Consider the following 23,402-nt stretch of genomic DNA (forward strand, 5'->3'; position numbering starts at 1 on the left):
TATAAAAAGGGAAGCCAAAGCTTCCCTTCTATTATTCAGAACGTGTAATGCGCACCGAAATTGAAACCGAAGTCCTTGGTCAGATTGTCACCTTTGCTGGTGTCCAGTTCAGCATGGACCTGCCAACGATCACTCAATGTCCAGGAGGCACCCGCGGCCACTTCGAAGCGGGTACCGGAAAGGTCGTTGTTGAACTTGTTATTGTTGACTTGAACTTCGTTGTGCTTGGCAAATTCCTGAACCACCGCCGTGCGAATATGCGGTTGCAGTACACTGCCGTCGTCCAGGGTCATGCCTCGCCCCACTGTCACGCCCACCTTGCCAAGCATGGAACGCGTTGTGTCGGCGTCAGCCTTCAACCCATTGTCCAGGTTGAAATCCTTCCCCTGTACCGTCGCTACTTGCCATTGCGTGAACGGCTCCACGTAGTAGCCATCTTTGATGTCGATGTGCTTGCCAAACTCAACGGACGCACTGGCCCCCAGGTTGTTATAGCCACCCTTGGTCTTGGCTCCATCACTCATCGTCACTTTGGCATCGTTGCGGAAGTGGTTGAGCTTGGCGACGGTATCCAGATAGTAACCGCTGTCACCCAGCCAGGTGCCGTACATACCGATAGACGTGCTGTCGATCTCCCCTGAACTGCCACGACTCAAGTCAAGGTTCGACTTGCTGTAGCCGGCGAATGCCCCCAGCAGTACCCGCTCACCCGCGATTTCGACCGGGGTATCGACGCCCATGGAAATGCCGTGCTGGTTCTGGCTGTAGCCGTTGCCGTAAGCCTTGTTGGTGATGCTGTATCGGCTGCCGAAGGAGCGAATCCATCCACCTGTTTGCCCGCCGTTGACACGAAGATCGCCCATTCGGTTGTTCAACAACGCCATCTCTCCGTAAATGACAGTAGGTGCAGTACCGAAGATGGCGAGGACCGAACGGGTCGGTGTGCTGATGACATCCTTATCGGGTTGCAGGTACCAATCATCGCCGTTCTTCACCAGGCGATAGGTATACGCCCCGACGTCCACCCGATCATTGACGAGGTCGTATTGGGCGCCGGAAGCGACACTCTGGACCACCTTGATCGACGCATCGTTGACCGGATCGAGCCCCGAGCTGGCGACCAACAGTTGATGATTGCCGGTTGCGCTGCCGGTGATATTCAGAAGGTCGCTGATGCCCTGATTGAAATCGGTACCGATCTCGAACCGGCCACTACCCGACAGGTTGGCCACGTCCAACTGGAAGTATTCCTGATTACCCCCCAATCGAACCGTACCGCCGCTGTTGAGCGTGAGATTGCTCACCGACTGGCTGTCGGTCATCTGCCACAGAGCCTGGTTGCTGATGGCGAAATTGGAGACGTTGCTCACCTTTCCGGTCAGGCTGGCACCGTTGTCCAATGTCAGGCTGGAAACACTGTTGGCAGCGCCTGTCACATCACCGACCATCACGCTCTGGTTGTTGATCGATACGCTGGCAACATCCTGCAGGTTACCCGTGAGCGTGGACGCGTTGTTGATCACCACACTGGCGGCGCCCAGCACATTGCCGGTCATACGCGCCTGATTGTTGAGTGTCGCATTGGTGACGTTCTGCATGTCACCGGTCAACGAGGCCGCATTCTGCAGGGTGACGTTGCCGGAACCGCCAGCATCCACCACGATATTGCCCGTCAGTTGACTGTTGTCGACCAGCAAACCGGCCGTAGCACCGTTGCGAACCTCAAGCAAGTTACCGTTACCGCCAACCAGGCTGGAACCGTTACGCACTTCAATGTTGGCCACGGTCGGAAAATTCGGCGCGTTGATGCCCACGACAATGGCCGAACCGGTGACGCCCTCCACCCTCGTCCCATCCAGCACGATGGAGGTAGGAATGACCGTTGTCGGGCCCGTATCGGTGCCCACGGTTATCCCGTTCAGGCCACCTTTGATCGTGCTGCCGCTGGCCGTCAGCGTACTTTCCAGCATACGGATGCCAAAACTGTTGGCGCCCGTGCCCTCAACAGTGGAGTTCTGGAGGCTCAGCTCACTGAAGCGGTTGCCGGCGATCCCACCCAACAGCCCTCGCACGGTACTGTTGTTACTCAACGTCACCCTGGAGCCGCCAGCACTGTTGATGTCACGTACGGCAGATATGCCGATGCCCGTGGTACTGGTCACCGTGGAGTTGGCCAGGGTGGCACTGGCATTCGTGAGGAAAATTCCTTGGCTGATTCCGCCTCCTCCGGCGGAGTTCACCGTCGAGTTGGTCAGGTTGACCACGCCGCCGTTGGTGCTGGCGATGCCGAGCGTCGTGGCGCCCGTGCCAATCAGTGTCGCTCCGGGTCCAACGCTCCATGTTTCCACTGGGGTATTGGCGTCAATGGTTTCGCTTTGCCCACCGGGAACGACGCCGGCCTGAGCCGATAATGGGTTTGTCAGCAACGGTATGCACAACATGACCGACAGACTGAGTGAGGTTCTACGAAAGAGAAATACGGATCTAGACAACATAAGTGAGTCCTGCTCAATGACATTCCGTTAGGAACAAGTCTCCGACTCACAGATATGTCAGAGCCGGAATAAAAAGCGGCCGCCAGACTACGGTTTACCCATCCAGCCTTATGTAGGACATATCCGTAAATACGTAGGACTTTTCCTGTTTCGTCGTGAGAGTTCTACAACTGAATGTATGAAAGGCTATTTCAATAGTTAAGGACGACTCATACCATCGCCCTTAACTAGTCCATCTGAAGATAAGTTACGGTGTCTCAGGACGTTCCTCGTCGCAATAAACCAGGCTGGAGTTCAGTAGCTGTACCCCAACGATAACTTCCGATTCGATACCATTGACCGTATAGGCAATACGCGCGTATCGAACAGCCGGCCGTTGCGTACCGTTTTTTGGCAATTGGATTTCACGGATTTTTGCGTAATCCGTCAGCCTGAACTCCAGATCCCCCGTCGCAGGCATCGGCGCCGAAGCAGTGATGAGTGTGTTGGGGATCACAACGCCGCCAGGTGTATTGGTCACTCGCCCCTCGAATTCCAGATCGACCGTGGCACCGGTGGGGATATTGGCATCACGCCGGATCCGGATGCGCAGGTTGCGTGGCGCATAGGGGGGCATGGGGCCATCAGCCACCTGCGGATGATTGAGGCTAGGGCAGTTGATGAGGTTGGCGATCCGTTCCGGTACCAGCGCTCCTGTGCTGCTTCTGAACGCCGAGATCACAATTTGCGGTGCAGGCAAGTCGATCACGATGGCCGTCACATCGACCTTGGTCGTGACCTGCTGTTTCATCAGGTTACCGCCCGGGTATTCGATGGTGATATAGGCCTCCCTGGCGTCCCCCCCTGCTGTAGAGCCGTTCCCCTCCGCCAGGATCGTTGCCCATGGCAGCTCGGTACGGACGGTCGTGTCGCCCACCCGCACCGGTACCGGCGCCCCCACCTGTTTGCCCTGATAGTAGAATTTGACGATTTCACGTCCGGTCACGGGTCGACTGGCGTCGATCCACACCGGCCAGTTCATGGTCGCCGCCAGCCCTGCCTGGTCCGGTCCCAAAATGTTTGGAGCAGGTTGCGGAGTACCTGCACCCTGTACCACCACGGGATCAATATTGGGGTTCTCTGGATCGGGCAGATTAGGCTGCTCAGGTCCGGCGTAGGAGAAGTCGATGACAGCGAACTCGCGGCTCGAAACCGGATTGGGTGAAAGGGTGGAGCGCTCCAGTTCATACCAGTATTCCAACTCTGTCTCATCCTCCTTGTTGGCATCTCCAAACAACGTTGCCAACGTTGAATAGTCCAATTCGAACCTCAAGGGTCCAGGGGTGCCGACAGGCGGAACAGTGTCTTCAGGTAAGCCTATTGGTCCGTCTTCTATTGAATAGAGGTAGGGAATGATGCGGTCACCCGGAAGTGCATTGTCTGGAATATCGATTTCCATAATGACCCGCGTGTCGGGAGGCTCCGTCACCATCGAGAAGTTGATAGGTAATTGACCTCCATTGGTCACCGGGATCTTTGGAGGATGGAGTATCGGTGCCGGCGTCCTGACCCGTTGGAACAGCAACGTGATGTTAGAGTTATTGCTGATATTCCCGGGCAGGTCAGTGAGATTGTAAGAGTAATAATAGGTCCCTTCGTTGAGCGCCTGCAGAAAAGCCAACGGAATATTGATAATACCCGTGGCTGGCACCGGACCTGTAAAAGCGGGGGGTTCTCCTTGCATCAAGGAAAAAGTCGTCTGAGTTGAAATATAGAAATTGACCTTGTCGTTATCCGCTTCGAACTTTTGATAGGCGTGGGGAATAGTCAGGCTCAATCCTCCGGCATTGGCCGGATCGCTCAGCCAGGCGTCGTCAACAATGGCAGGGACCGTGGCGCCCAGGGTCAATAGCGTTGGTCTCGTGCCCGTGCCATTGCCCGTGCCTGGCTGACGCTGGTAGGGTGCGGTCAAATCAACCAGGACGGGGGTGTAAGTCGAGGTATCAATGTTCCCAGGAAGATCGTAGACAACAAAAGCAAAATTATAGGCGTTGTACTCACCAGCCGAGTCATATACATCTTCCAGATTCAAGGCATTGGTGTCCAAATCGAACTCTACCGGAAATACCCAATCACCTGTGGGCTGATCAGCCTTGAGCTTTGTATCGACCACATACGAGGGATCGCCTGGGACAATATCAACACCTTCTGGAAACACATGGAGTTCTACTAAGATGCCGCTTTCGGGCCCTTGGTCAACGATGCCCGTCAACCGCACCTTGATACTCCGGTCTTCCTTGAGCTGTTTATAAGTGAGCCGGTCATCCGGTAATATATCGACAATTACCGGCTCTTCAGCAAACACACCACCCGACCTTACCTGCATATTCATTTTGATGACTCCACCGATGAGTTAATCATTGAACAATCAACGTCATGACCCGATGAAGGACCGCACGATGGCAGGTCACAGGCGCCTGGCATTGATGTCTTGCAACTTTCGCCACTCAATAACGTAATCCGCCTCAGCGGACTACCCCCCTGACACACCACTTGGACCACAAGGAACGGTTTGACCCGGAATAATTCGATCAATCTTTACCAGGCCCAGAGCGGACTTCCCTAATCCGACTCCATTTCGATAGAGCGTGTAAGTGGCCGTGGCCGACGCATTCCGTTCCATCGGTTTTATATGTTGTTCATATTTATCGCTCTCCAATACAAAATCGAACCCTTGCCCAGACGAAGCTTCTTCTTGCGTTAATAACTTGGTCAGTCGCAGCGACGTATCCGCGATCGGCGCTGTACCATTCAGGCTGTTGAATCCTTCCCAATCCAGTGCGCAGTTGTCGCCCATCTCGAACCGCCCCGGTTGTGCAGGCACATGCACCACTACGCGCTCCCACAACTTTGGCTGGCTATCGCAGTTGAGATAGCCCCATAACGTGGCACTCGGAAACGTCGGCGCCTCAAGGTTCTCCGGTGGCGCGCGATTGACAGTGAAACTTTGAGGGATCGATGTGTCCGGGTTGCCGGTATCTCCGGCAGTGACCCGATACTTCAAGCGAATGATTCCATCACGCTGAAGGTATTGCGGCGGCAAAGTAATGACGGGGGGAGTCTGTACGGGCACAGGAAAATAAGTGCTGTAGAAAAGCACTTCCTCCTGATCGCCTGGCTGGAGCACCCAGATTTCCAACAGATCGCTATTGCCGGGTTGAGTCGAAGGGTCCACCCACAGGGGAATCAACAGTTTGGCCCCCACTACGGCGGCCTCGGGCGGGAGCATGCCACTTGTGCCGACGCCTTCGACCGTCAAAGGCACTGCCAGAACACCGCTACTCCTACTGTTTTTATCTGACCAGGCCATGCTCCATTCTCCAGACCGAACCTTCAAAGGGCCTGGAGGAATTAGACGTGGATATCCCGGATGCGCCTACTGTCAGATCTGACAGGTCTTAGGCCCGTTCGTCGGGGCAATCACTCTTGCGACAACTGTTCCAGTGAGTCCGCTGCGCACCGGGTAATCCGACGACAGGCTTCTTCGAGTTGCGATTGCCCAAGCACTAAACCGATCCGAATATGCCCCGCCGCACTCGGCCCGAACGCCTCACCCGCCAGCACCGACACGCCATACCCATCCAGCAGCCGCTCGGCAAACGCCTGGGCAGCGAGCCCCGTCCGGCGCACGTCCACCATCACGAACATGCCACCGTCAGGCCGAATGGGCGTGAGCCCCGGGCAGTCATCGAGCATGGCGCACACCAAATCCCGACGCTGGCGATACTCGTCACGCATGTACGTCACTTCAGGCAGCTCCTCCTCCAGCGCAACCTGGGCCGCCCGCTGCACAAAGTCCGGCAGGCCGAACAGCATGCACAACGACAGGTTCGCCAGGTGTTCGGCCAGCGGCTCGGGGCCGATGACCCAGCCGATGCGCCAACCGGTCATGGCGTGGGATTTGGACAGACTGTTGATGGTCGCGGTGCGTTCGGCCATGCCCGGAAGGCCGGCCGGGCTGATGTGCTCGCCTTCGTACAGCAGGTCGCTGTAGACCTCGTCACTGATCAGCCACAGGTCATACTCCACGCACAGTTGCGCCAGCGCCTGCCAGGTGGGCAATGGCAGGCTGGCCCCGGAGGGGTTGTTGGGGCTGTTGAGCAGCAGGGCCCGGGTGTGCGGGGTGATCAGGCGGGCCACGTCGGCCGGCTCGACCCGAAACGCATTTTCCGGGCGTACCGGTACCGGCTGCACTTTCGCCCCGCAGGCGCCGAACACGGCTTCGTAGGTGACGTACATGGGCTCGGCAACGATGACTTCGTCGCCGGGGTTGAGCAGGCATTGCGCAACCGCGTACACCGCGCACTGTGCGCCCGGCAGTACCGTGACGTGTCCTGCCCCGACCGACTGGCCGCAACGCCGACGATGGCGGCCCGCGATGCTGGCGCGCAAACCGTGGATGCCGCGAACGTCGGAATAATGGGTATCCCCGGCCCGCAGACTGTCCACGGCGGCGTCGACGATGGCCCGCGGCGTGTCGAAATCCGGATCGCCCACCGACAGCAACAATACGTCCATGCCCTGCTCACGCATGGCCAGTGCCCGGTCGTGGATCTGCCATGCGGCGGCACCTTCACCGGTGATGCGTTGGGTCAAGGCTGAATAGCGCATGTACGGCTCCTGGTTTATGCGGTGTCCAGCCTCAACCCTATCTCAAATCACAAACCGCGCCACCATCGCATTCAAGCCCACCGCCAGGCGCGACAGTTCGTGGGTCGCATCGCTGGTCTGCTGCGCGCCCGAGGCCGATTGCGTCGCCAGGTCGCGGATATTCACCAGGTTGCGGTCCACTTCGCGGGACACCTGGGCCTGTTCTTCCGAAGCGCTGGCGATGACCAGGTTGCGTTCGTTGATCTGGTGGATCGACTGGGTGATCTGCTCCAGGGCGACGCCGGCGGCGCGGGCCAGTTCCAGGGTGCTCTGGGTCCGCTGGTTGCTCTGCTGCATCGATTGCACCGCCTCGCCGGTGCCGTTCTGGATGCCGGCGACCATTTTTTCGATTTCCTGGGTCGACTGTGCGGTGCGATGGGCCAGGGCCCGGACTTCATCGGCCACCACGGCGAAACCGCGTCCGGCCTCGCCCGCGCGAGCCGCTTCGATGGCGGCGTTGAGCGCCAGCAGGTTGGTCTGTTCGGCGATGGCGCGGATCACGTCCAGCACCTTGCCGATGTCGCGCCCCTGGACGGCCAGGCCCTCGACCATGTTGGCGGTGGCTTGCACGTCGTGGGTCATGGTCTGGATCGCCTCGACGGTTTCCACCACCCGGCTGCGACCTTCCTGTGCGGCCTGGGTCGACTGGTTCGAAGCTTCGGAGGTCGACACGGCGTTGCGGGCGACCTCTTCCACGGCAGCGGTCATCTCGTTGACGGCGGTCGCGGCCTGTTCGATTTCATTGTGCTGGCGTTGCAGGCCACGGGAGGATTCCTGGGTCACTGCGCTCAGTTCCTCGGCGGCCGCGCCCAATTGCGTGGCGGAACCGGCGATCTGCTCGATGGTCTTGCGCAGGCTGCCTTGCATGTCGGCCAAGGCCTGGAGCAGACGAGCAGGCTCATCCTTGCCATCGACCTCGATGGCCTTGACCAGGTTGCCACCGGCGATGACCCACGCCGCTTCCAGTGCACGATTGAGCGGCGTGACGATGCTGCGAGTCAGCAGCAATGCCAGCACCACGGTAGCCAGCGCGGCAGCGACCGAGACGACGATGATGCCGGTCATGGCGCTGTCATAGTGCTCGCCCGCCTTGGCCGATGCGTCAGTGGCACCGGACACGTTGATCGCGATGAGCTTGTTGAGCTGCTCGCCCATCAGGTCGGTACCTTCCTTGATACGCGTATTGATGTGGGAGCGCAGCTGGTCGACCTTGTCCTGGCGCGACAGCTCCAGCATCTCCTTCTGGGCTTGCAGGTACTTGTCGAGGGTTGCCGAAAAGGTCTTGTAGAGCTCGGTCTCTTCCGCAGTGGAGGGCAGCTTGGCGTAGCTGTTGTTGGCCTTGTGGAGTTTCTCCACCAGCGCCCCGATGCGGGTTTCGGACTCTGCGAGGCTGGTCGGGTCCCGGTTGACCAGGATCCGGAACGAGAGAATGCGCATGCGCAGCACGTTTTCCAGTACGTTGGCGAGGTAGCCGACACTGGGGACCTGGGTCTGCTCCATGTCAATCGAGGCCTGGCGGATAACGGACATGCGATTGGCGGCGAATACGCCGAGGGCGATCACCAGTAGGGCAATGAAGGCAAAGCCGAGAAAGGCACGGGGAGCGATATTCAGGCTGCGTAACGACATGGAAGGACCTCGGGGTGATGGGGTCGAGCATCCATGCCGGTCAGCGTATCGATTGAAAGAGTTATGGGAACGCCTGACCCCGTTATCGGCTGGGCTTCAGCCTTCTTTTAGGGCGCCGATAAAATATATTTCATGATGTGTCAAAAATTCGTGGCCGATTACCGGGCAGCGACCTGCCAGAGCCGGGCGATATCCCGAGCTCGCTCGCTCAACAGGCGCGGTGCATCGGCGCAGGCCTCTTGCAGCGTCATCGGCCCGCTGACCAAGGCGAAGGCTGCATCGATACCGTGCTCATACAGCGCCTGGTAACCCTCCCCCAGCGTGCCGGCGATGACCACCACCGGTACACCGTGACGACGTGCGATACGGGCCACGCCAAAGGGCGTCTTGCCACGCAGGGTCTGGGCATCGAAGCGGCCTTCCCCGGTAATCACCAGGTCGGCGCCCTCGATCACATCGGCCAGGCCAGTCAGTTGGGCGACAACGTCCACCCCGGTCCGAAACTTCGCACCCAGGAACGCCTTGGCCGCGAACCCCAGGCCACCGGCGGCGCCGCTGCCCGGTTCGTCTCTTACATCGTTGCCCAACGCCTGGGCGCACTGTGCGGCGAAGTGCGCCAGGGCTTGATCCAATTGCTGCACCTGCCCTGGGGATGCGCCTTTCTGGGGACCGAAAACCACTGAAGCGCCATGGGGCCCGCAAAGGGGATTGTCGACATCGGCGGCAATCTCGAAGCTCACGCCGGCCAGGCGCGGATCCAGGCCACTCAGGTCGACGCGCGACAGTTTTGCCAACGCCAGGCCACCAGATGGCAGCGGTTGTTCCTGTTCATCCAGCAGTGTCACGCCCAGTGCCTGCATGGCACCCGCGCCGGCATCGTTGGTGGCGCTGCCGCCGATCGCCAGGATCACCCGCCCGGCCCCTTCATCCAGGGCCGCACGAATCAACTCGCCGGTGCCGTAGGTGCTGCTGGAACAGGCATCGCGTTGCCCCGGCGGCACCAACTGCAAGCCACTGGCCTCGGCCATTTCGATGATTGCCGTGCGGCTGTCGGGCAACCAGCCCCAACGCGCCTCGACCGCTGTACCCAAGGGCCCCAGCACCCAAGTATGGCGCCACTCGCCATTGCACGCGGCCAGTACCGACGCCACCGTCCCCTCGCCGCCATCGGCCATCGGGCATTTGATCAACTGCGCATCCGGCCAGACCTGGGCCAGCCCTGCGGCGATGGCATCGGCTACGCCCTGGGCGCTGAGGCTGTCCTTGAACGAGTCGGGGGCGATGATTATTTTCATTTTGGTCTCCGGTTCCGATGCTTGGCATGCTGCCAGCTGACGGCAGACGTAGCGCCGGTCTGCTGCACAAAAGACACTGGGGATTATTGTTCAGATTCACAAATATCGGTGCGTACACCCAAGATCCATTGTGGGAGCGAGCCTGCTCGCGATAGCGGTGTGTCAGTCCACATCGATGTTGACTGAACTGACGCTATCGCGAGCAGGCTCGCTCCCACATTAAGTTATGTGGACGTACTCTCAGTCTGCGGCAGCAGTTGGACGCCGAGGTACAACGCCAGCATTCCGTCCAGTCGCAATGGGTCCACGCCGCTGAGCTCGGCGATGCGCTCCATGCGGTAGCGCAGGCTGTTGCGATGGATGCCGAGGGCTTCGGCGCAGGCCTGGCTCTGGCCGTCGTGTTCACACCAACTGCGCAAGGTCGCGAGCAGTTGGCCGTTGCTGTCCTTGGCGATGACTTTGCGCAACGGCGTGAGCAACTCATCGAGGGCATCATCATTGCGATGACGCCAGAGCATCACCGGCAACCGATAGCGATTGAGCGTCAGCAATCGCGACAGCGGCAACACATCCCGTCCATAGGCCAGCAAGTCGCCCACGCGCCGATAGCAACGCCGCAGTCCCGCAAGCCCTTCGGCCTGGCCGCCCACCGCGACCCGCAGGATGTTCCAGCCCAGCCCGTCGAGCTTGCCCAGCAAACGCTCGTTCTCCACCGAGGCAGTGACCGGTCGACACCAGAGCAAGGAGGACTTGGACGAAGTCAGGCACCAACTGTCGGGGTAACGGGACATCAGCCAGGCGCTCAGGGCCTCGACGGTCTGTCCGGGGCCATGCTCCAGGCCCAATTCGAACAGGTACGGCACCCGCGACAATTGCGGCTTGAGGCCCATCTGCCGCGCTTCATCCAGCAACCGTGGCGAATCCCCCGCGTCCCCCAGCAACAACGCCAGCAAGTCATCGCAACGCTGGCGGCGCCATTGCTGTTCGGCCTGCTGGTTGCGCTGGCCCAGCAGCATTTCGGCGGTCATGCGCACCAGCTCGGCATAGGTGCGCAACTGCTCCGGCTCGCCGGTGATGCCCAGCACGCCGATCAGCCGTTGATCGAGCATCAGCGGCAGGTTGATGCCCGGCTGCACGCCCTTGAGCTGCAAGGCCGTGTGCGCGTCGATCTCCACCACCCGACCATTGGCCAGGACCAGTTGCGCGCCCTCGTGGCGGGTATTGATCCGCTCGCGCTCGCCACTGCCGAGGATCAGGCCCTGGTTATCCATGACATTGACGTTGTACGGCAGGATCGCCATCGCCCGGTCGACGATGTCCTGCGCCAGGTCGTGATCGAGTTCGAACATGGGCGGTGTTCCTTGCAAGGGTGATTGGTCAGGCGCACAGGGTCTGTGTTCAAACCCTGTGCCCAGGCACAAAGACACAAGGCCCTGGGCTGGCCGAGACTCAAGGGGCGGTCAACGTTACCCCTTGGCTCGCAAAAATCATAATAAAGAGAGACCCGCCATGTCCCAGAGCGCAGCAGCCCTTCTGGCTACTCCAGACGAAAAAAACAGCGTCTACAAACGCATCACCCTGCGTTTGATTCCCTTCATCTTCATCTGCTACCTGTTCAATTACCTTGACCGGGTCAACGTCGGCTTCGCCAAGCTGCAGATGCTCGACGCGCTGAAGTTCAGCGAAACCGTGTACGGCCTCGGCGCTGGAATCTTCTTCATCGGCTACGTGCTGTGCGGTGTGCCGAGCAACCTGGCCTTGACCAGATTCGGCCCACGGCGCTGGATCGCGCTGATGATGATCACCTGGGGCACACTGTCGACCTGCCTGTTGTTCGTCACCACCCCCACCGGTTTCTACACCCTGCGCCTGCTCACCGGCGCTGCCGAAGCCGGGTTCTTTCCCGGCGTGGTGCTGTACCTCTCGCAATGGTTCCCGACGTTCCGCCGGGGCCGGATCATGGCGTTGTTCATGTCGGCCATTCCAGTGTCCGGTCTGTTGGGCAGTCCGTTTTCCGGCTGGATCCTCAACCACTTCGCGGCGGGCCAGGGTGGCCTCGCGGGCTGGCAGTGGATGTTCCTGCTGCAGGGTATTCCCACCGTCATCCTCGGGGCTCTGGCGTTTTTCCTGCTCAGCGACACCTTCGCCAACGCCAGGTGGCTGACCGCCGAGGAACGCGCCGTGCTCACCGCCGACCATGCCGAGGACCTGGCGAACAAACCGAAGACCGACAGCGACTCCCTGCTGGCCGTGTTCAGGAACCCGGCGATCTGGGCCTTCGGCCTGGTGTATTTCTGCATCCAGAGCGGCGTGTACGCGATCAACTTCTGGCTGCCGTCGATCATCAAGAATCTGGGTTTCAGCGATAACCTGACCATCGGTTGGCTGAGCGCGATTCCCTATCTGCTGGCAGCGCTGTTCATGTTGCTGGTGGGCCGCTCAGCGGACCTGCGCAAGGAACGTCGCTGGCATCTTGTAGTACCGATGCTGATGGGCGCGCTGGGGCTGCTGATCGCGGTCAATTTCGCCAGTACCCCGGCCATCGCCATTCTCGGCCTGTCCATCGCCACCATGGGCGCCCTCACCGGCCTGCCGATGTTCTGGCCGGTACCCACCGCCCTGCTCAGCGCGGGCACGGCAGCCGGCGGGTTGGCGTTGATCAACTCCATGGGCCAGATGGCAGGCTTCCTCAGCCCGTACCTGGTGGGCTGGGTGAAAGATGCCAGCGGGTCGACCGATGCGGCGCTGTACCTGCTGGCGGGGGTGATTGTCTGCGGGAGCGGGCTGGCGTTGCGCATGACCCGTACACTTAAAGCCTGACACCCAACCCTGTGGGAGCGAGCCTGCTCGCGATAGCGGTGTGTCAGTCAGCATCAATGTTGACTGGACTGACGCTATCGCGAGCAGGCTCGCTCCCAAAGGGGTTCAGGGGTGTTTGATAAATGTGTTTGATCCACACGGTCGTTCTGGGGTTTGATTGAGCCTTTCCCATCGATAAAAAGGATCTTGTCATGAGCTACCGCACACTGGGTCACTCCGGGTTACAAGTCTCGACCTTGACCCTGGGTACCATGATGTTCGGCGAACAGACCAGCACCGAGGATTCGTTGCGGATCATCGACAAGGCCTGGGACCAGGGCATCAACTTCATCGACACGGCGGACGTCTACACCAACGGCCGTTCCGAAGAGATCGTCGGCGAGGCGATTGCCAGTCGCCGCCAGGAGTGGGTGCTCGCCACCAAGGTCGGCTTCGGCCCGCCGGACGGCGTGCCCAACCGCAGCGGCCTGAGCCGCAAGCACCTGTTCAATGGCATCGAGGCCAGCCTCACGCGCCTGGGCACCGATTACCTGGACATCTATTACCTGCACCGCGAAGACCACAACACTCCGCTGCAGGTCACCGTGTCGGCCATCGGCGACCTGATCCGCCAGGGCAAGATCCGCTACTGGGGCCTGTCGAACTACCGTGGCTGGCGCATCGCCGAAGTGATCCGCATCGCCGACAGCCTGGGCGTCGACCGACCGGTGATCAGCCAGCCGCTGTACAACATCGTCAACCGCCAGGCAGAAACCGAGCAGATCACCGCCGCGCAGAACTATGGCCTTGGCGTGGTGCCCTTCAGCCCCCTGGCCCGGGGTGTGCTCAGCGGTAAATATGCGCCGGATGCCGCACCGGACGCCAACAGCCGCGCCGGCCGCCAGGACAAACGCATCCTGGAAACCGAATGGCGGGTCGAGTCCCTGCGCATTGCCCAGCAGATCCAGCAGTACACCCGGGAACGGGGCGTGGGTATCGTCGAGTTCGCCATCGCCTGGGTGCTGAACAACCGCGCCGTCACCTCAGCCATCGTCGGGCCGCGCACCGAGGAACAGTGGGATGGCTACACCAAGGCGCAAGCGGTGACGATCACCGCCGAGGATGAGGCCTTCATCGATTCGCTGGTGACGCCGGGACATGCGTCGACACCGGGGTTCAATGATGTGGGGCATTTCGTGCCGGGACGCGTGCCGCGTACGTCATAAAACCAGTGACTTGTGGCGAGGGGATTTCTCCCCGCTGGGGGGCGAAGCCCCCCTCTTTTGCAATCTGACACAAAGTGTTGTCAGGTCCAGGGGCTGCTTCGCAGCCCAGCGGGGCGGTGCAACGTTTCGCTAAATCCCCTCGCCACAAGGTTTATCGCTCAAGGTGTACTGATTCATTCTTCCAGAGAGTTATTGTGTCCAAAGGCATCGCCCTATCGGTCTCAGCCTCCGTGCTGTTCGCCGTCATGTATTACTACACCTCGCTGCTCGCACCGCTGACCGGCGTGGAGATTTTTGGCTGGCGCATGCTGCTGACGATGCCGTGTATGACGGTGTTCATGCTGATGGCGCGGGAATGGAAACTGGTCACGGCACTGGTTCAGCGCCTGATTGCCAACCCACGATTGCTGATCGGCGCGATGGTGTCTTCGATACTGATGGCCGCGCAAGTCTGGCTTTTCATGTGGGCGCCACTCAACGGCTACAGCCTGGATGTGTCATTGGGGTATTTTCTGTTGCCGCTGTCGATGGTCCTGACCGGGCGCATCGTCTATGGCGAACGCCTGTCATACCTGCAGAAAGTCGCGGTGTTCTTCGCCACCCTTGGCGTGTGCAACGAGTTCTATCAAGTAGGCGGGTTTTCCTGGGCGACCTTGCTGGTGGTGATCGGCTATCCCATCTACTTCGTCCTGCGCAAACGCATCAAGACCGATAACCTGGGCGGGCTCTGGCTGGACATGACACTGATGCTACCCGTAGCACTCTGGTTCGTGCAGAGCGGTGAGCAAGGCTTCAATGTGTTCGATCAGTACCCGTGGCTGTCGCTGCTGATCCCGGTGCTCGGGGTGATCAGCGCGTCGGCGCTGGTGTCCTACATCCTCGCCAGCCGGCTGTTGCCGTTCGGCCTGTTCGGGTTGTTGAGCTACGTCGAACCGGTGCTGTTGCTAGTGGTAGCGCTGCTGCTGGGCGAAAGCATCAAGGCCGGAGAATGGCTGACCTATATCCCGATCTGGATGGCCGTGGCGGTGCTGGTGTTCGAAGGCTTCAGGCACATGACGCGGCAGCGACGCCGCGCTTGAAATTACCCCAATCCCCTGTGGGAGCGAGCCTGCTCGCGATGGCGGCCTGTCAGTCAATGCAATAGTGACTGACACATCGCCATCGCGAGCAGGCTCGCTCCCACACTCGGGGTTTAACTGTTACTCAGTCGTCAACACCCCACGCCGCACCTGATCACGCTCGATGGACTCGAACAGCGCCTTGAAGTTGCCTTCGCCAAACCCATCGTCGCCCTTGCGCTGGATGAATTCGAAGAACACCGGCCCCATCAGGGTTTCCGAGAATATCTGCAGCAGCAGGCGCCTGTCGTCCGGGTTGGAAGAGCCGTCCAGCAGGATGCCCCGCGATTGCAGTTCATCCACCGGCTCGCCGTGGTTCGGCAACCGCCCTTCGAGCATCTCGTAGTAGGTGTCCGGCGGCGCGGTCATGAAGCGCATGCCGATCTTCTTCAGCGCATCCCAGGTCTTGACCAGGTCGTCAGTGAGGAACGCGACGTGCTGGATGCCTTCGCCGTTGAACTGCATCAGGAACTCTTCGATCTGCCCGGCGCCCTTGGACGACTCTTCGTTCAACGGAATACGGATCATGCCGTCCGGAGCGGTCATGGCCTTGGACGTCAGGCCGGTGTACTCACCCTTGATGTCGAAATAACGGATCTCGCGGAAGTTGAACAGCTTCTCGTAGAAGCCGGCCCAGTAGGCCATGCGGCCGCGATACACGTTGTGGGTCAGGTGGTCGATGATCTTCAGGCCCGCGCCCACCGGATGACGGTCGACGCCGTCAAGAAACACGAAGTCGATGTCATAGATCGAACTGCCTTCACCGAAACGGTCGATCAGGTACAGCGGCGCACCACCGATGCCCTTGATCGCCGGCAGGTTCAGCTCCATCGGGCCGGTTTCGATATGGATCGGCTGGGCGCCGAGTTCCAGCGCACGCCGGTAGGCCAGTTGCGAATCCTTGACCCGGAACGCCATGCCGCAGACCGACGGCCCATGCTCGGCCGCAAAGTACGACGCCACGCTATGGGGTTCATTGTTGAGGATCAGGTTGATCGCGCCCTGGCGATACAGGTGCACGTCCTTGGAACGGTGCGTAGCGACTTTGGTGAAGCCCATGATCTCGAAGATCGGCTCCAGGGTATTGGGTGTAGGGGATGCGAATTCGATGAATTCAAAGCCCATCAGGCCCATCGGGTTTTCGTATAGATCTGCCATGTCGGCACCTCATCATGCTTATCAATTAACGGAACGTTAGTTGCGGGCGATGCTGAGGGCGTGCGGTGGCGCGCAGGAGATACCGCGAACGCTGCGGGCGAGGAAATCGCCATAGATCAGTTGTAACCCAAGTATCTTCATTGTCGACCCAAGGCTTTTGCGGGCGAGGCTTCTGCTGCCAGAAGACGTTATTCTTATATGCGTAAATCGATTCTACACAGCGTAACCGAATTTGTCCGCCTCCTGTATCAAATCGTCTTTTCCGCCGACCGCGCAAGGGGTTTGTTGCACAGGAAAATGCCCGTCAGGATCAACCCGCCGCCCACACACATCAAGGCAGTGAGCCGTTCGTCCAATAGCAGCGCCCCCAGCAGCACCGCCGTCAGCGGGTTGAGGGCAATGAACACACCGGAACGGGTTGCACCGATCCGGCGGATACCGTCGTACCAGGCGATGTAGGCCAGGGCCGAGCCCAACACGCCCAGGTAGAGCAGGCTCAGCCATTGCCTGATGTCCAGCCCGCGCAGGGCTTCGAAGCGAACCTCGCCCCCGGCGGCACAGGCCACCCACAGCATCAGCGTGCCCAGCAGGATCGACCAGGTCACGGTCTGCAACGGGCCGAGGCTTTCATTCAGGCTCCGGGAAAACAGCGAATAGATGCCCCAGCCCAGCACGCAGCCAAAAATCAGCAGATCGCCGATCCAGCTCTGCGCGCCGGTCTGCAGCAAGGCAGGATCGCGACTGACGATGACCAGCCCCGCGCCGCCGATGCACAGCACGATCCCGGCGACCTTCAACCGACTCAGCCGCTCCTTGAACAGCCACCAGGACGCCAGGCCGATCACTGCCGGGTTCAAGGCCACGATCAGCGAAGCCCGCGAGGCATTGATGTAGTGCAAGCCGTAGAAGAAACACAAGTTGTAGAAGAGGATGCCGAAAAAACCCAGCACCGCCAGTTGCACCCCCTGTTTCAGCGTGGGCCTGGCCAATGGAATTCTCGCCAGGGCGAGGAACAGCAGTAACGCCACGCTGGCCAGCAAGAAGCGCAGGCTGGCGGCCAGCAAAGGCGCCAGGGCATCGGACAGAATCCTGCCAGCCACGAAGGTGCCGCCCCAGATCATGGTGACCAGGGACAGCTTCAGGTACACCGGCAGGTCCGAGGGGGTTGGTAAGGTTTGTTCGAGGGTTTTCATGGGCCACCACAGACAAATAAAACGAGGGACACAACCTTGTGGCGAGGGGATTTGTCCCCGCTGGGCAGCGTAGCGGCCCCAAAATCTTGCGATACGGCAGGTTATTCAAAGGGAGCGCTGCGCGCTCCAGCGGGGATAAATCCCCTCGCCACAAGGTTGTGTCTATCCAGTTCGAATCTAGTACCCCATTATCTAGCTCATATTAAGTCATCGTAAAATGAGCAATCCCTCATGACCCTCACCCAACTCGAAATCTTCTCCCTGGTGGCCGAGCTGCGTGGCTTCACCGCTGCGGCGACGCGCCTGGGCATCAGCCAGTCAGCCGTGTCCCATGCCATCAAGTCGCTGGAACAGGAGCTGGGGGTGGAGCTGTTCAGGCGTCATCAATCCCTGGTGGAACCCAGCGACATCGGTCAGCGACTGCTGCTGCGCGCCCGTGCCATGCTCGGGTTGGCCAATACCCTGCGCCAGGAGGCCGCCGACGCCCGCGGCATGCGCCGTGGCACCTTGCGCATCGGCTCGTTCGGCCCAACGTCATCGGTGAAGTTGTTGCCCGCCATCCTGCAGCGCTACCGCGCCTTGCATCCGGGAATTGAAGTGCACATCGACGAAGGGCCGGACCGGCAAGTCATCCAGTGGCTGGACGAGCGACGGATCGATGTCGGCTTCGTGGTACTGCCCGAGGACCGTTTCGATACGTTCGCCCTGATGGAAGACCGGATGGTCGCCCTCCTTCCCACCGGCCATCCTCTCGCCGCACGAACCAGCCTGAGCCTCAGGGACCTGTGCGACGACCCCTTCGTGCTCACCGAGGCCGGATCGGCGGAACTGGTCACACGCCTGTTCAATACCGCCCGGCTCACGCCGAACGTGCGCTATCGCTGTTCACAACTGCTCAGTACGTTGAACACCATCAGCCAGGGTGAGGCCGTGACCGTGGTCTCCGAAGGCTCGCTGCCGGAAGGTGATCATCCGGGTTTCGTCATACGCCCCCTGGCGCCCCCGGTTCCGCGTCGGATCGGCCTGGCGGTGCTGGACAGCCGCCAGGTCTCGCCCGCCACCCAGGCATTTATTGAACTGGCCTTGTCTATTGAATGAAAAAAGGCTTGATTCCAGCGAGGCGATATCACAACGCCATCTCTTGATAATCGAAGCACAACTTTCAATCGAATTACCCACTTAAACCTATACTTGGCACACACTCCGACCTGCCCCAGACAGCGATTCAACTTGAGGAAAACGTTTGCTCTTGTTACATGACGAAAAAGATAAGATTTACACTGTCTGGTTTAACTACTACAATTTTTTCTGCCTGTGCTGGATAGCAGGAGAGTCATTTATCACCGAGTCGCTTCAAAGCGCTTGGCTTATAGCTTTGTCTGCGGTTGGTCTCAGCCATATATTTGATTGGAGTAACGATAATTGTCCAGACTCGTTGAATTTCGTAAAGCCGAAAAGGCCCTTCAGGATCAGCTCAAACAGCTGGAGTTGCTGAAGAATGATGCCGGGCTCAAGAAAGAAATCGAATTCGAAGAAAAGCTCCAGGGGCTGATGAAGACCTACAACAAGGGCCTGCGCGATATCATCGCAATTCTTGACCCGAACCCGTCAAAAGCGGGACCTTCATCGGCCAAGCCCCCTAAAACCCGCCGTGCGCGGGTGGTCAAGGTCTATCAGAACCCGCACACCGGCGAACTGATCGAAACCAAGGGCGGCAATCACCGTGGCCTGAAAGCCTGGAAAGAACAGTACGGTGCAAGCACCGTCGACTCCTGGGTACGTACCTGACATCCGGGATGAATAAAAAAAGCCCTGAGCATTTCAGGGCTTTTTTCATGGGCTCAAACTTATGAGGCAGCCCTGGCGTATTAGCTTGATCGCCTTATAGTTTCAGGCTATTTCGTACCGACTGTATTTCATCCTGGCTTTCAACAAACACCTGCGCCTGCCCCGCGTAGGACAGTACATAAGCCCGGCCCTCATTAAGTGCTGCGACCAGTGTCTGAGACAACACATGTCGGCCGTTCTGCGTGATCGTACAGGTAGTTTCCAGAGCGGTTACCCCACCCAATAGGGAGGCGTGAATCTTATTGCACACACTTTGATAACCACCCTGGAAAAAATCCTTCTGGATTGACTTGCGCATTTCCAGCAGCACACCTTGCAAGTTGACTTGATGACCGGGCTCGACGGGCGTTGCGGTCAGTTCCATGACCATGACCGCGTTGCCTGCCGGGTCATTCTTGGTCGCACGCTGGCGCGAAGTTCCCGGTGCCGCCGGCGCGGCGGATGCGTCGGCGGGCAGCGGCTCGATGAACCAGCCCTGGGGCCAGGTGACCTGCGGTTCGCCTGCCTGAACGCCGGCACTCGCGACAACGACAAAAAACAGGACGAACAACGAAAGGCACGGTCGAATCATTGCGCTGCACTCAAGGACGAATCGCGAAGTCTGAAGCCCGCCACAGAACCAGGCAATAGCCGCACACGGTTTGGCGATGCCGCGCCCCCTGCGTATCATGTTTGACGCAAGCCACAGAACCGTCGCGCCAAGCCCTGCGACGCCGTTTGCCCCACTTATTTTCCGGAGGGCCCATGAGCCTGCACGAACTCGACACTTTCCCGGGCGTCACCGCCCAACCCGATGCCGCCACGGCCAATTTCGTCTTCAACCACACCATGCTGCGGGTCAAGGACATCACCAGATCCCTGGATTTCTATACCCGCGTACTGGGTTTCTCCCTGGTGGAAAAACGCGACTTTCCTGAAGCCGAGTTCAGCCTGTATTTCCTCGCCCTGGTGGACAAGCGCCAGATCCCGGCAGACGCCGCGGCGCGTACCGAGTGGATGAAATCGATCCCCGGCATCCTGGAACTGACCCACAACCATGGCACCGAAAGCGACCCGGCGTTTGCTTACCACAACGGCAACACCGACCCACGCGGGTTCGGTCACATCTGCATCTCGGTACCGGATGTGGTCGCAGCTTGCGAGCGCTTCGAAGCACTGGGCTGCGACTTCCAGAAGCGCCTGAGCGACGGCCGCATGAAAAGCCTGGCGTTCATCAAGGACCCGGATGGTTACTGGGTCGAGATTATCCAGCCGGCACCGCTCTAAAGCTCACCTTGGCCACCTGTGGGAGCGAGCCTGCTCGCGATAGCGGTGTATCAGTCGACATCGATGTTGACTGAACTGACGCTATCGCGAGCAGGCTCGCTCCCACAGGGCTCGGCGGTGGATATACGAAGCTCAATAAAAAACCCCATGAGCCAGGCCCATGGGGTTTTGTTTTTCCAGCGTGCGGCTGCTTATGCCGGCGCAGAAGTCCGGATCAGATGATCGAAGGCGCTCAACGAAGCCTTGGCCCCCTCGCCCACCGCGATCACGATCTGCTTGTACGGCACGGTGGTCACGTCACCGGCGGCGAACACGCCAGGGATCGAGGTTTCGCCACGGGCGTCGACGATGATCTCGCCACGCGGTGACAGCTCGACGGTCCCCTTGAGCCAATCGGTGTTGGGTAACAGGCCGATCTGCACGAAAATCCCCTCCAGCGCCACGTCGCGTACTTCACCGCTTGGACGATCCTTGTAACGCAGGCCGTTGACCTTCTGACCGTCCCCCGTCACTTCGGTGGTCTGGGCGTTGGTGATCACCGTCACGTTCGGCAGGCTGTGCAATTTGCGTTGCAACACCGCGTCGGCGCGCAATTGCACATCGAACTCCAGCAAGGTGACATGGGCCACGATACCGGCCAGGTCGATGGCCGCTTCGACGCCGGAGTTGCCTCCGCCGATCACCGCCACGCGCTTGCCCTTGAACAGCGGACCGTCACAGTGCGGGCAGTACGCCACGCCCTTGTTGCGGTATTGCTGCTCGCCCGGCACGTTCATTTCACGCCAGCGGGCACCGGTAGCCAGGATCACGGTCCTGGCCGTCAGGCGCGCACCGCTGGCGAACCGGACTTCATGCAGCGCGCCGTCCGTGCCGGGTACCAACGCATCGGCACGTTGCAGGTTCATGATGTCCACGTCGTACTGCTTGACGTGCTCTTCCAGGGCGACGGCCAGTTTCGGCCCTTCGGTTTCCTGGACCGAGATGAAGTTTTCGATGGCCATGGTGTCGAGCACCTGCCCGCCGAAGCGTTCGGCCGCCACACCGGTGCGGATGCCTTTACGGGCCGCGTAGATCGCCGCCGACGCACCGGCTGGGCCACCGCCGACCACCAACACATCGAAGGCCTCCTTGGCGCTGATTTTCTCAGCCTGGCGTTCGATGCCGCTGGTGTCGATCTTGGCGAGAATCTCTTCCAGGCCCATGCGGCCCTGACCGAAGTTCACACCGTTGAGGTAGATGCTCGGCACGGCCATGATCTGACGTTCGTCGACCTCGGCCTGAAACAGCGCACCGTCGATGGCGACGTGGCGGATGTTCGGGTTCAGCACCGCCATCAGGTTCAGCGCCTGGACCACGTCCGGGCAGTTCTGGCAGGACAGCGAGAAATAAGTCTCGAAGTTGAACTCGCCTTCAAGGGCGCGGATCTGTTCAATGACTTCGACACTGGCTTTCGATGGATGGCCGCCGACTTGCAGCAAGGCCAGTACCAGCGAAGTGAATTCGTGGCCCATGGGAATGCCGGCGAAACGCAGGCTGATATCGGCTCCCGGGCGGTTCAACGAGAACGATGGCTTGCGCGCATCGGTGCCGTTGTCGAGCAAGGTAATCTGGGTGGAGAGGCTGGCAATGTCTTTGAGCAGCGCCAGCATTTCCTGGGATTTCGCACCGTCGTCGAGGGATGCAACGATCTCGATCGGTTGGGTGACCCGTTCCAGATATGACTTCAACTGAGCTTTAAGATTGGCGTCCAACATACGGGCGATTTCCATTTTTTGAATTTCAGAAAAAACAACGCCCGGGCGAATCTCGCCCGGGCGTTTTCGGGGGCGAAGCGGCTTACTGGATCAAGAGCTGATCGCCCTCGCGATGACGCATGGACTTAGATCTTGCCGACCAGGTCCAGGGACGGAGCCAGGGTGGCCTCGCCTTCTTTCCACTTGGCTGGGCAGACTTCGCCCGGGTGAGCGGCAACGTACTGAGCGGCCTTGATCTTGCGCAGCAGCTCGGAAGCGTCACGGCCTACACCGCCGTCGTTGATTTCGACGATCTTGATCTGGCCTTCAGGGTTGATCACGAAAGTACCGCGGTCAGCCAGGCCGGCTTCTTCGATCAGCACGTCGAAGTTGCGGGAGATGGTCAGGGTCGGGTCACCGATCATGGTGTACTGGATCTTGCCGATGGCTGGCGAAGTGTTGTGCCAGGCCGCGTGGGCAAAGTGAGTGTCGGTCGACACGCTGTAGATCTCGACGCCCAGCTTCTGGAACTCGGCGTAGTTGTCAGCCAGGTCTTCCAGCTCGGTTGGGCAAACGAAGGTGAAGTCGGCTGGGTAGAAGAACACGACAGACCACTTGCCTTTCAGGTCGGCGTCCGACACGTCGATGAAAGCGCCGTTTTTAAATGCGGTAGCTTTGAACGGTTTAACTTGGCTGTTGATGATAGGCATCGATGTTTCTCCATCAGGGTTGAAAAGTTGATGGAGGGAAGCTTACCCACTCATTCCCGGCCTGGCTCATTGGCAAAGCTGATGCGAATAATTGGTTTTGGCTATCAACGGGCTGTATAGATAGAAAAAATCTCTGTAGGAGCTGTCGAGCGCAGCGAGGCTGCGATCTTTCCCCAGGCAATTAAATCCTGAGAACGAAAGCAAAAGATCGCAGCCTCGCTGCGCTCGACAGCTCCTACAATG

Annotated in this window: 18 protein-coding genes and 1 pseudogene; 6 read left to right on the forward strand and 13 right to left on the reverse strand. The window is 59.7% G+C overall.

The genetic code is table 11. The annotated features are described in order from the left end of the window. Nucleotides 1-35 precede the first annotated feature (35 nt). The 8 genes and pseudogenes from LOY67_RS16840 to LOY67_RS16870 form a co-directional block, all read right to left on the reverse strand. A complete protein-coding gene (locus LOY67_RS16840; RefSeq protein WP_265063566.1) occupies nucleotides 36-2,495 on the reverse strand; it encodes an autotransporter outer membrane beta-barrel domain-containing protein in 2,460 nt (819 codons plus the stop codon). A 247-nt stretch (nucleotides 2,496-2,742) separates the two neighbouring features. Beyond that, on the reverse strand, nucleotides 2,743-4,866 hold the full coding sequence (locus tag LOY67_RS16845; protein WP_265063567.1) for a hypothetical protein: 2,124 nt from the start codon (nucleotides 4,864-4,866) through the stop codon (nucleotides 2,743-2,745). A gap of 141 nt (nucleotides 4,867-5,007) precedes the next feature. Next, nucleotides 5,008-5,844, reverse strand: a complete 837-nt coding sequence (locus tag LOY67_RS16850) for a hypothetical protein (RefSeq protein ID WP_265063568.1) — start codon at nucleotides 5,842-5,844, stop codon at nucleotides 5,008-5,010. A 110-nt stretch (nucleotides 5,845-5,954) separates the two neighbouring features. Further along, nucleotides 5,955-7,145: a pyridoxal phosphate-dependent aminotransferase gene (locus tag LOY67_RS16855; RefSeq protein WP_265063569.1), complete on the reverse strand. Its 1,191-nt coding sequence runs from the start codon at nucleotides 7,143-7,145 to the stop codon at nucleotides 5,955-5,957. A 42-nt stretch (nucleotides 7,146-7,187) separates the two neighbouring features. Beyond that, nucleotides 7,188-8,051, reverse strand: a complete 864-nt coding sequence (locus LOY67_RS28600) for a methyl-accepting chemotaxis protein (protein WP_413776221.1) — start codon at nucleotides 8,049-8,051, stop codon at nucleotides 7,188-7,190. Next, nucleotides 8,046-8,813, reverse strand: a pseudogene (locus LOY67_RS28605) (MCP four helix bundle domain-containing protein); the annotation flags it as partial. The pseudogene LOY67_RS28605 and the gene LOY67_RS28600, both read right to left, overlap by 6 nt. 158 nt (nucleotides 8,814-8,971) lie before the next feature. Further along, nucleotides 8,972-10,108, reverse strand: a complete 1,137-nt coding sequence (locus LOY67_RS16865) for a glycerate kinase (RefSeq protein ID WP_265063571.1) — start codon at nucleotides 10,106-10,108, stop codon at nucleotides 8,972-8,974. A gap of 224 nt (nucleotides 10,109-10,332) precedes the next feature. After that, entirely contained in the window at nucleotides 10,333-11,457 is a 1,125-nt protein-coding gene (locus tag LOY67_RS16870; RefSeq protein ID WP_265063572.1) for a sugar diacid recognition domain-containing protein, read from the reverse strand. A gap of 160 nt (nucleotides 11,458-11,617) precedes the next feature. Between LOY67_RS16870 and LOY67_RS16875 the strand changes: the two genes are divergently transcribed. The 3 genes from LOY67_RS16875 (at nucleotide 11,618) to rarD (ending at nucleotide 15,212) form a co-directional block, all read left to right on the forward strand. Next, the gene (locus LOY67_RS16875) at nucleotides 11,618-12,928 is read left to right on the forward strand and encodes an MFS transporter (protein WP_265063573.1); all 1,311 of its coding nucleotides are present in this window, start codon (nucleotides 11,618-11,620) and stop codon (nucleotides 12,926-12,928) included. Nucleotides 12,929-13,119: 191 nt separating this feature from the next. Beyond that, nucleotides 13,120-14,133 (forward strand): aldo/keto reductase, encoded by a 1,014-nt coding sequence (locus tag LOY67_RS16880; RefSeq protein ID WP_265063574.1) that lies wholly within the window; start codon nucleotides 13,120-13,122, stop codon nucleotides 14,131-14,133. A gap of 194 nt (nucleotides 14,134-14,327) precedes the next feature. Further along, on the forward strand, nucleotides 14,328-15,212 hold the full coding sequence (rarD, locus tag LOY67_RS16885; protein ID WP_265063575.1) for an EamA family transporter RarD: 885 nt from the start codon (nucleotides 14,328-14,330) through the stop codon (nucleotides 15,210-15,212). A 120-nt stretch (nucleotides 15,213-15,332) separates the two neighbouring features. On the opposite strand, the gene hppD is transcribed toward rarD, so the two are convergent. After that, a complete protein-coding gene (gene hppD / locus LOY67_RS16890) occupies nucleotides 15,333-16,409 on the reverse strand; it encodes a 4-hydroxyphenylpyruvate dioxygenase (protein WP_265063576.1) in 1,077 nt (358 codons plus the stop codon). 248 nt (nucleotides 16,410-16,657) lie between these two features. Further along, nucleotides 16,658-17,602 (reverse strand): DMT family transporter, encoded by a 945-nt coding sequence (locus LOY67_RS16895; protein WP_265063577.1) that lies wholly within the window; start codon nucleotides 17,600-17,602, stop codon nucleotides 16,658-16,660. A 231-nt stretch (nucleotides 17,603-17,833) separates the two neighbouring features. Between LOY67_RS16895 and LOY67_RS16900 the strand changes: the two genes are divergently transcribed. Together LOY67_RS16900 and LOY67_RS16905 are read left to right on the forward strand one after the other, a co-directional pair. Continuing rightward, nucleotides 17,834-18,700, forward strand: coding sequence for a LysR family transcriptional regulator (locus LOY67_RS16900; RefSeq protein ID WP_265063578.1), 867 nt, complete (start codon nucleotides 17,834-17,836; stop codon nucleotides 18,698-18,700). 324 nt (nucleotides 18,701-19,024) lie between these two features. Continuing rightward, on the forward strand, nucleotides 19,025-19,390 hold the full coding sequence (locus LOY67_RS16905) for a histone-like nucleoid-structuring protein, MvaT/MvaU family (RefSeq protein ID WP_265063579.1): 366 nt from the start codon (nucleotides 19,025-19,027) through the stop codon (nucleotides 19,388-19,390). 94 nt (nucleotides 19,391-19,484) lie between these two features. On the opposite strand, the gene LOY67_RS16910 is transcribed toward LOY67_RS16905, so the two are convergent. Continuing rightward, nucleotides 19,485-20,021 carry a DUF4946 domain-containing protein gene (locus LOY67_RS16910; RefSeq protein WP_265063580.1) on the reverse strand — a complete coding sequence of 179 codons (537 nt, stop codon included), beginning with the start codon at nucleotides 20,019-20,021 and terminating at the stop codon, nucleotides 19,485-19,487. Nucleotides 20,022-20,194: 173 nt separating this feature from the next. Here LOY67_RS16910 and gloA point away from each other — a divergent pair, with 173 nt between their 5' ends. After that, nucleotides 20,195-20,716 (forward strand): lactoylglutathione lyase, encoded by a 522-nt coding sequence (gene gloA / locus LOY67_RS16915; RefSeq protein ID WP_265063581.1) that lies wholly within the window; start codon nucleotides 20,195-20,197, stop codon nucleotides 20,714-20,716. Nucleotides 20,717-20,907: 191 nt separating this feature from the next. On the opposite strand, the gene ahpF is transcribed toward gloA, so the two are convergent. Then, nucleotides 20,908-22,470 carry an alkyl hydroperoxide reductase subunit F gene (gene ahpF / locus LOY67_RS16920; RefSeq protein ID WP_265063582.1) on the reverse strand — a complete coding sequence of 521 codons (1,563 nt, stop codon included), beginning with the start codon at nucleotides 22,468-22,470 and terminating at the stop codon, nucleotides 20,908-20,910. A 125-nt stretch (nucleotides 22,471-22,595) separates the two neighbouring features. Further along, on the reverse strand, nucleotides 22,596-23,159 hold the full coding sequence (ahpC, locus tag LOY67_RS16925) for an alkyl hydroperoxide reductase subunit C (RefSeq protein WP_265063583.1): 564 nt from the start codon (nucleotides 23,157-23,159) through the stop codon (nucleotides 22,596-22,598). Between the last annotated feature and the right edge of the window lie 243 nt (nucleotides 23,160-23,402).

The organism is Pseudomonas sp. B21-056 (genome assembly GCF_026016325.1).
Lineage (GTDB): Bacteria > Pseudomonadota > Gammaproteobacteria > Pseudomonadales > Pseudomonadaceae > Aquipseudomonas.

What these genes read in the sequence shown, in the direction of transcription:
- ahpC (WP_265063583.1), bottom strand. Translation starts at nt 23,159, where the DNA reads ATGCCTATCATCAACAGCCAAGTTAAACCGTTCAAAGCTACCGCATTT.
- LOY67_RS16865 (WP_265063571.1), bottom strand. Translation starts at nt 10,108, where the DNA reads ATGAAAATAATCATCGCCCCCGACTCGTTCAAGGACAGCCTCAGCGCC.
- LOY67_RS16845 (WP_265063567.1), bottom strand. Translation starts at nt 4,866, where the DNA reads ATGAATATGCAGGTAAGGTCGGGTGGTGTGTTTGCTGAAGAGCCGGTA.
- gloA (WP_265063581.1), top strand. Translation starts at nt 20,195, where the DNA reads ATGAGCCTGCACGAACTCGACACTTTCCCGGGCGTCACCGCCCAACCC.
- LOY67_RS28600 (WP_413776221.1), bottom strand. Translation starts at nt 8,051, where the DNA reads ATGCAAGGCAGCCTGCGCAAGACCATCGAGCAGATCGCCGGTTCCGCC.
- LOY67_RS16855 (WP_265063569.1), bottom strand. Translation starts at nt 7,145, where the DNA reads ATGCGCTATTCAGCCTTGACCCAACGCATCACCGGTGAAGGTGCCGCC.
- LOY67_RS16910 (WP_265063580.1), bottom strand. Translation starts at nt 20,021, where the DNA reads ATGATTCGACCGTGCCTTTCGTTGTTCGTCCTGTTTTTTGTCGTTGTC.
- LOY67_RS16850 (WP_265063568.1), bottom strand. Translation starts at nt 5,844, where the DNA reads ATGGCCTGGTCAGATAAAAACAGTAGGAGTAGCGGTGTTCTGGCAGTG.
- hppD (WP_265063576.1), bottom strand. Translation starts at nt 16,409, where the DNA reads ATGGCAGATCTATACGAAAACCCGATGGGCCTGATGGGCTTTGAATTC.
- LOY67_RS16875 (WP_265063573.1), top strand. Translation starts at nt 11,618, where the DNA reads ATGTCCCAGAGCGCAGCAGCCCTTCTGGCTACTCCAGACGAAAAAAAC.
- LOY67_RS16840 (WP_265063566.1), bottom strand. Translation starts at nt 2,495, where the DNA reads ATGTTGTCTAGATCCGTATTTCTCTTTCGTAGAACCTCACTCAGTCTG.
- LOY67_RS16870 (WP_265063572.1), bottom strand. Translation starts at nt 11,457, where the DNA reads ATGTTCGAACTCGATCACGACCTGGCGCAGGACATCGTCGACCGGGCG.
- ahpF (WP_265063582.1), bottom strand. Translation starts at nt 22,470, where the DNA reads ATGTTGGACGCCAATCTTAAAGCTCAGTTGAAGTCATATCTGGAACGG.
- LOY67_RS16895 (WP_265063577.1), bottom strand. Translation starts at nt 17,602, where the DNA reads ATGAAAACCCTCGAACAAACCTTACCAACCCCCTCGGACCTGCCGGTG.
- LOY67_RS16880 (WP_265063574.1), top strand. Translation starts at nt 13,120, where the DNA reads ATGAGCTACCGCACACTGGGTCACTCCGGGTTACAAGTCTCGACCTTG.
- LOY67_RS16900 (WP_265063578.1), top strand. Translation starts at nt 17,834, where the DNA reads ATGACCCTCACCCAACTCGAAATCTTCTCCCTGGTGGCCGAGCTGCGT.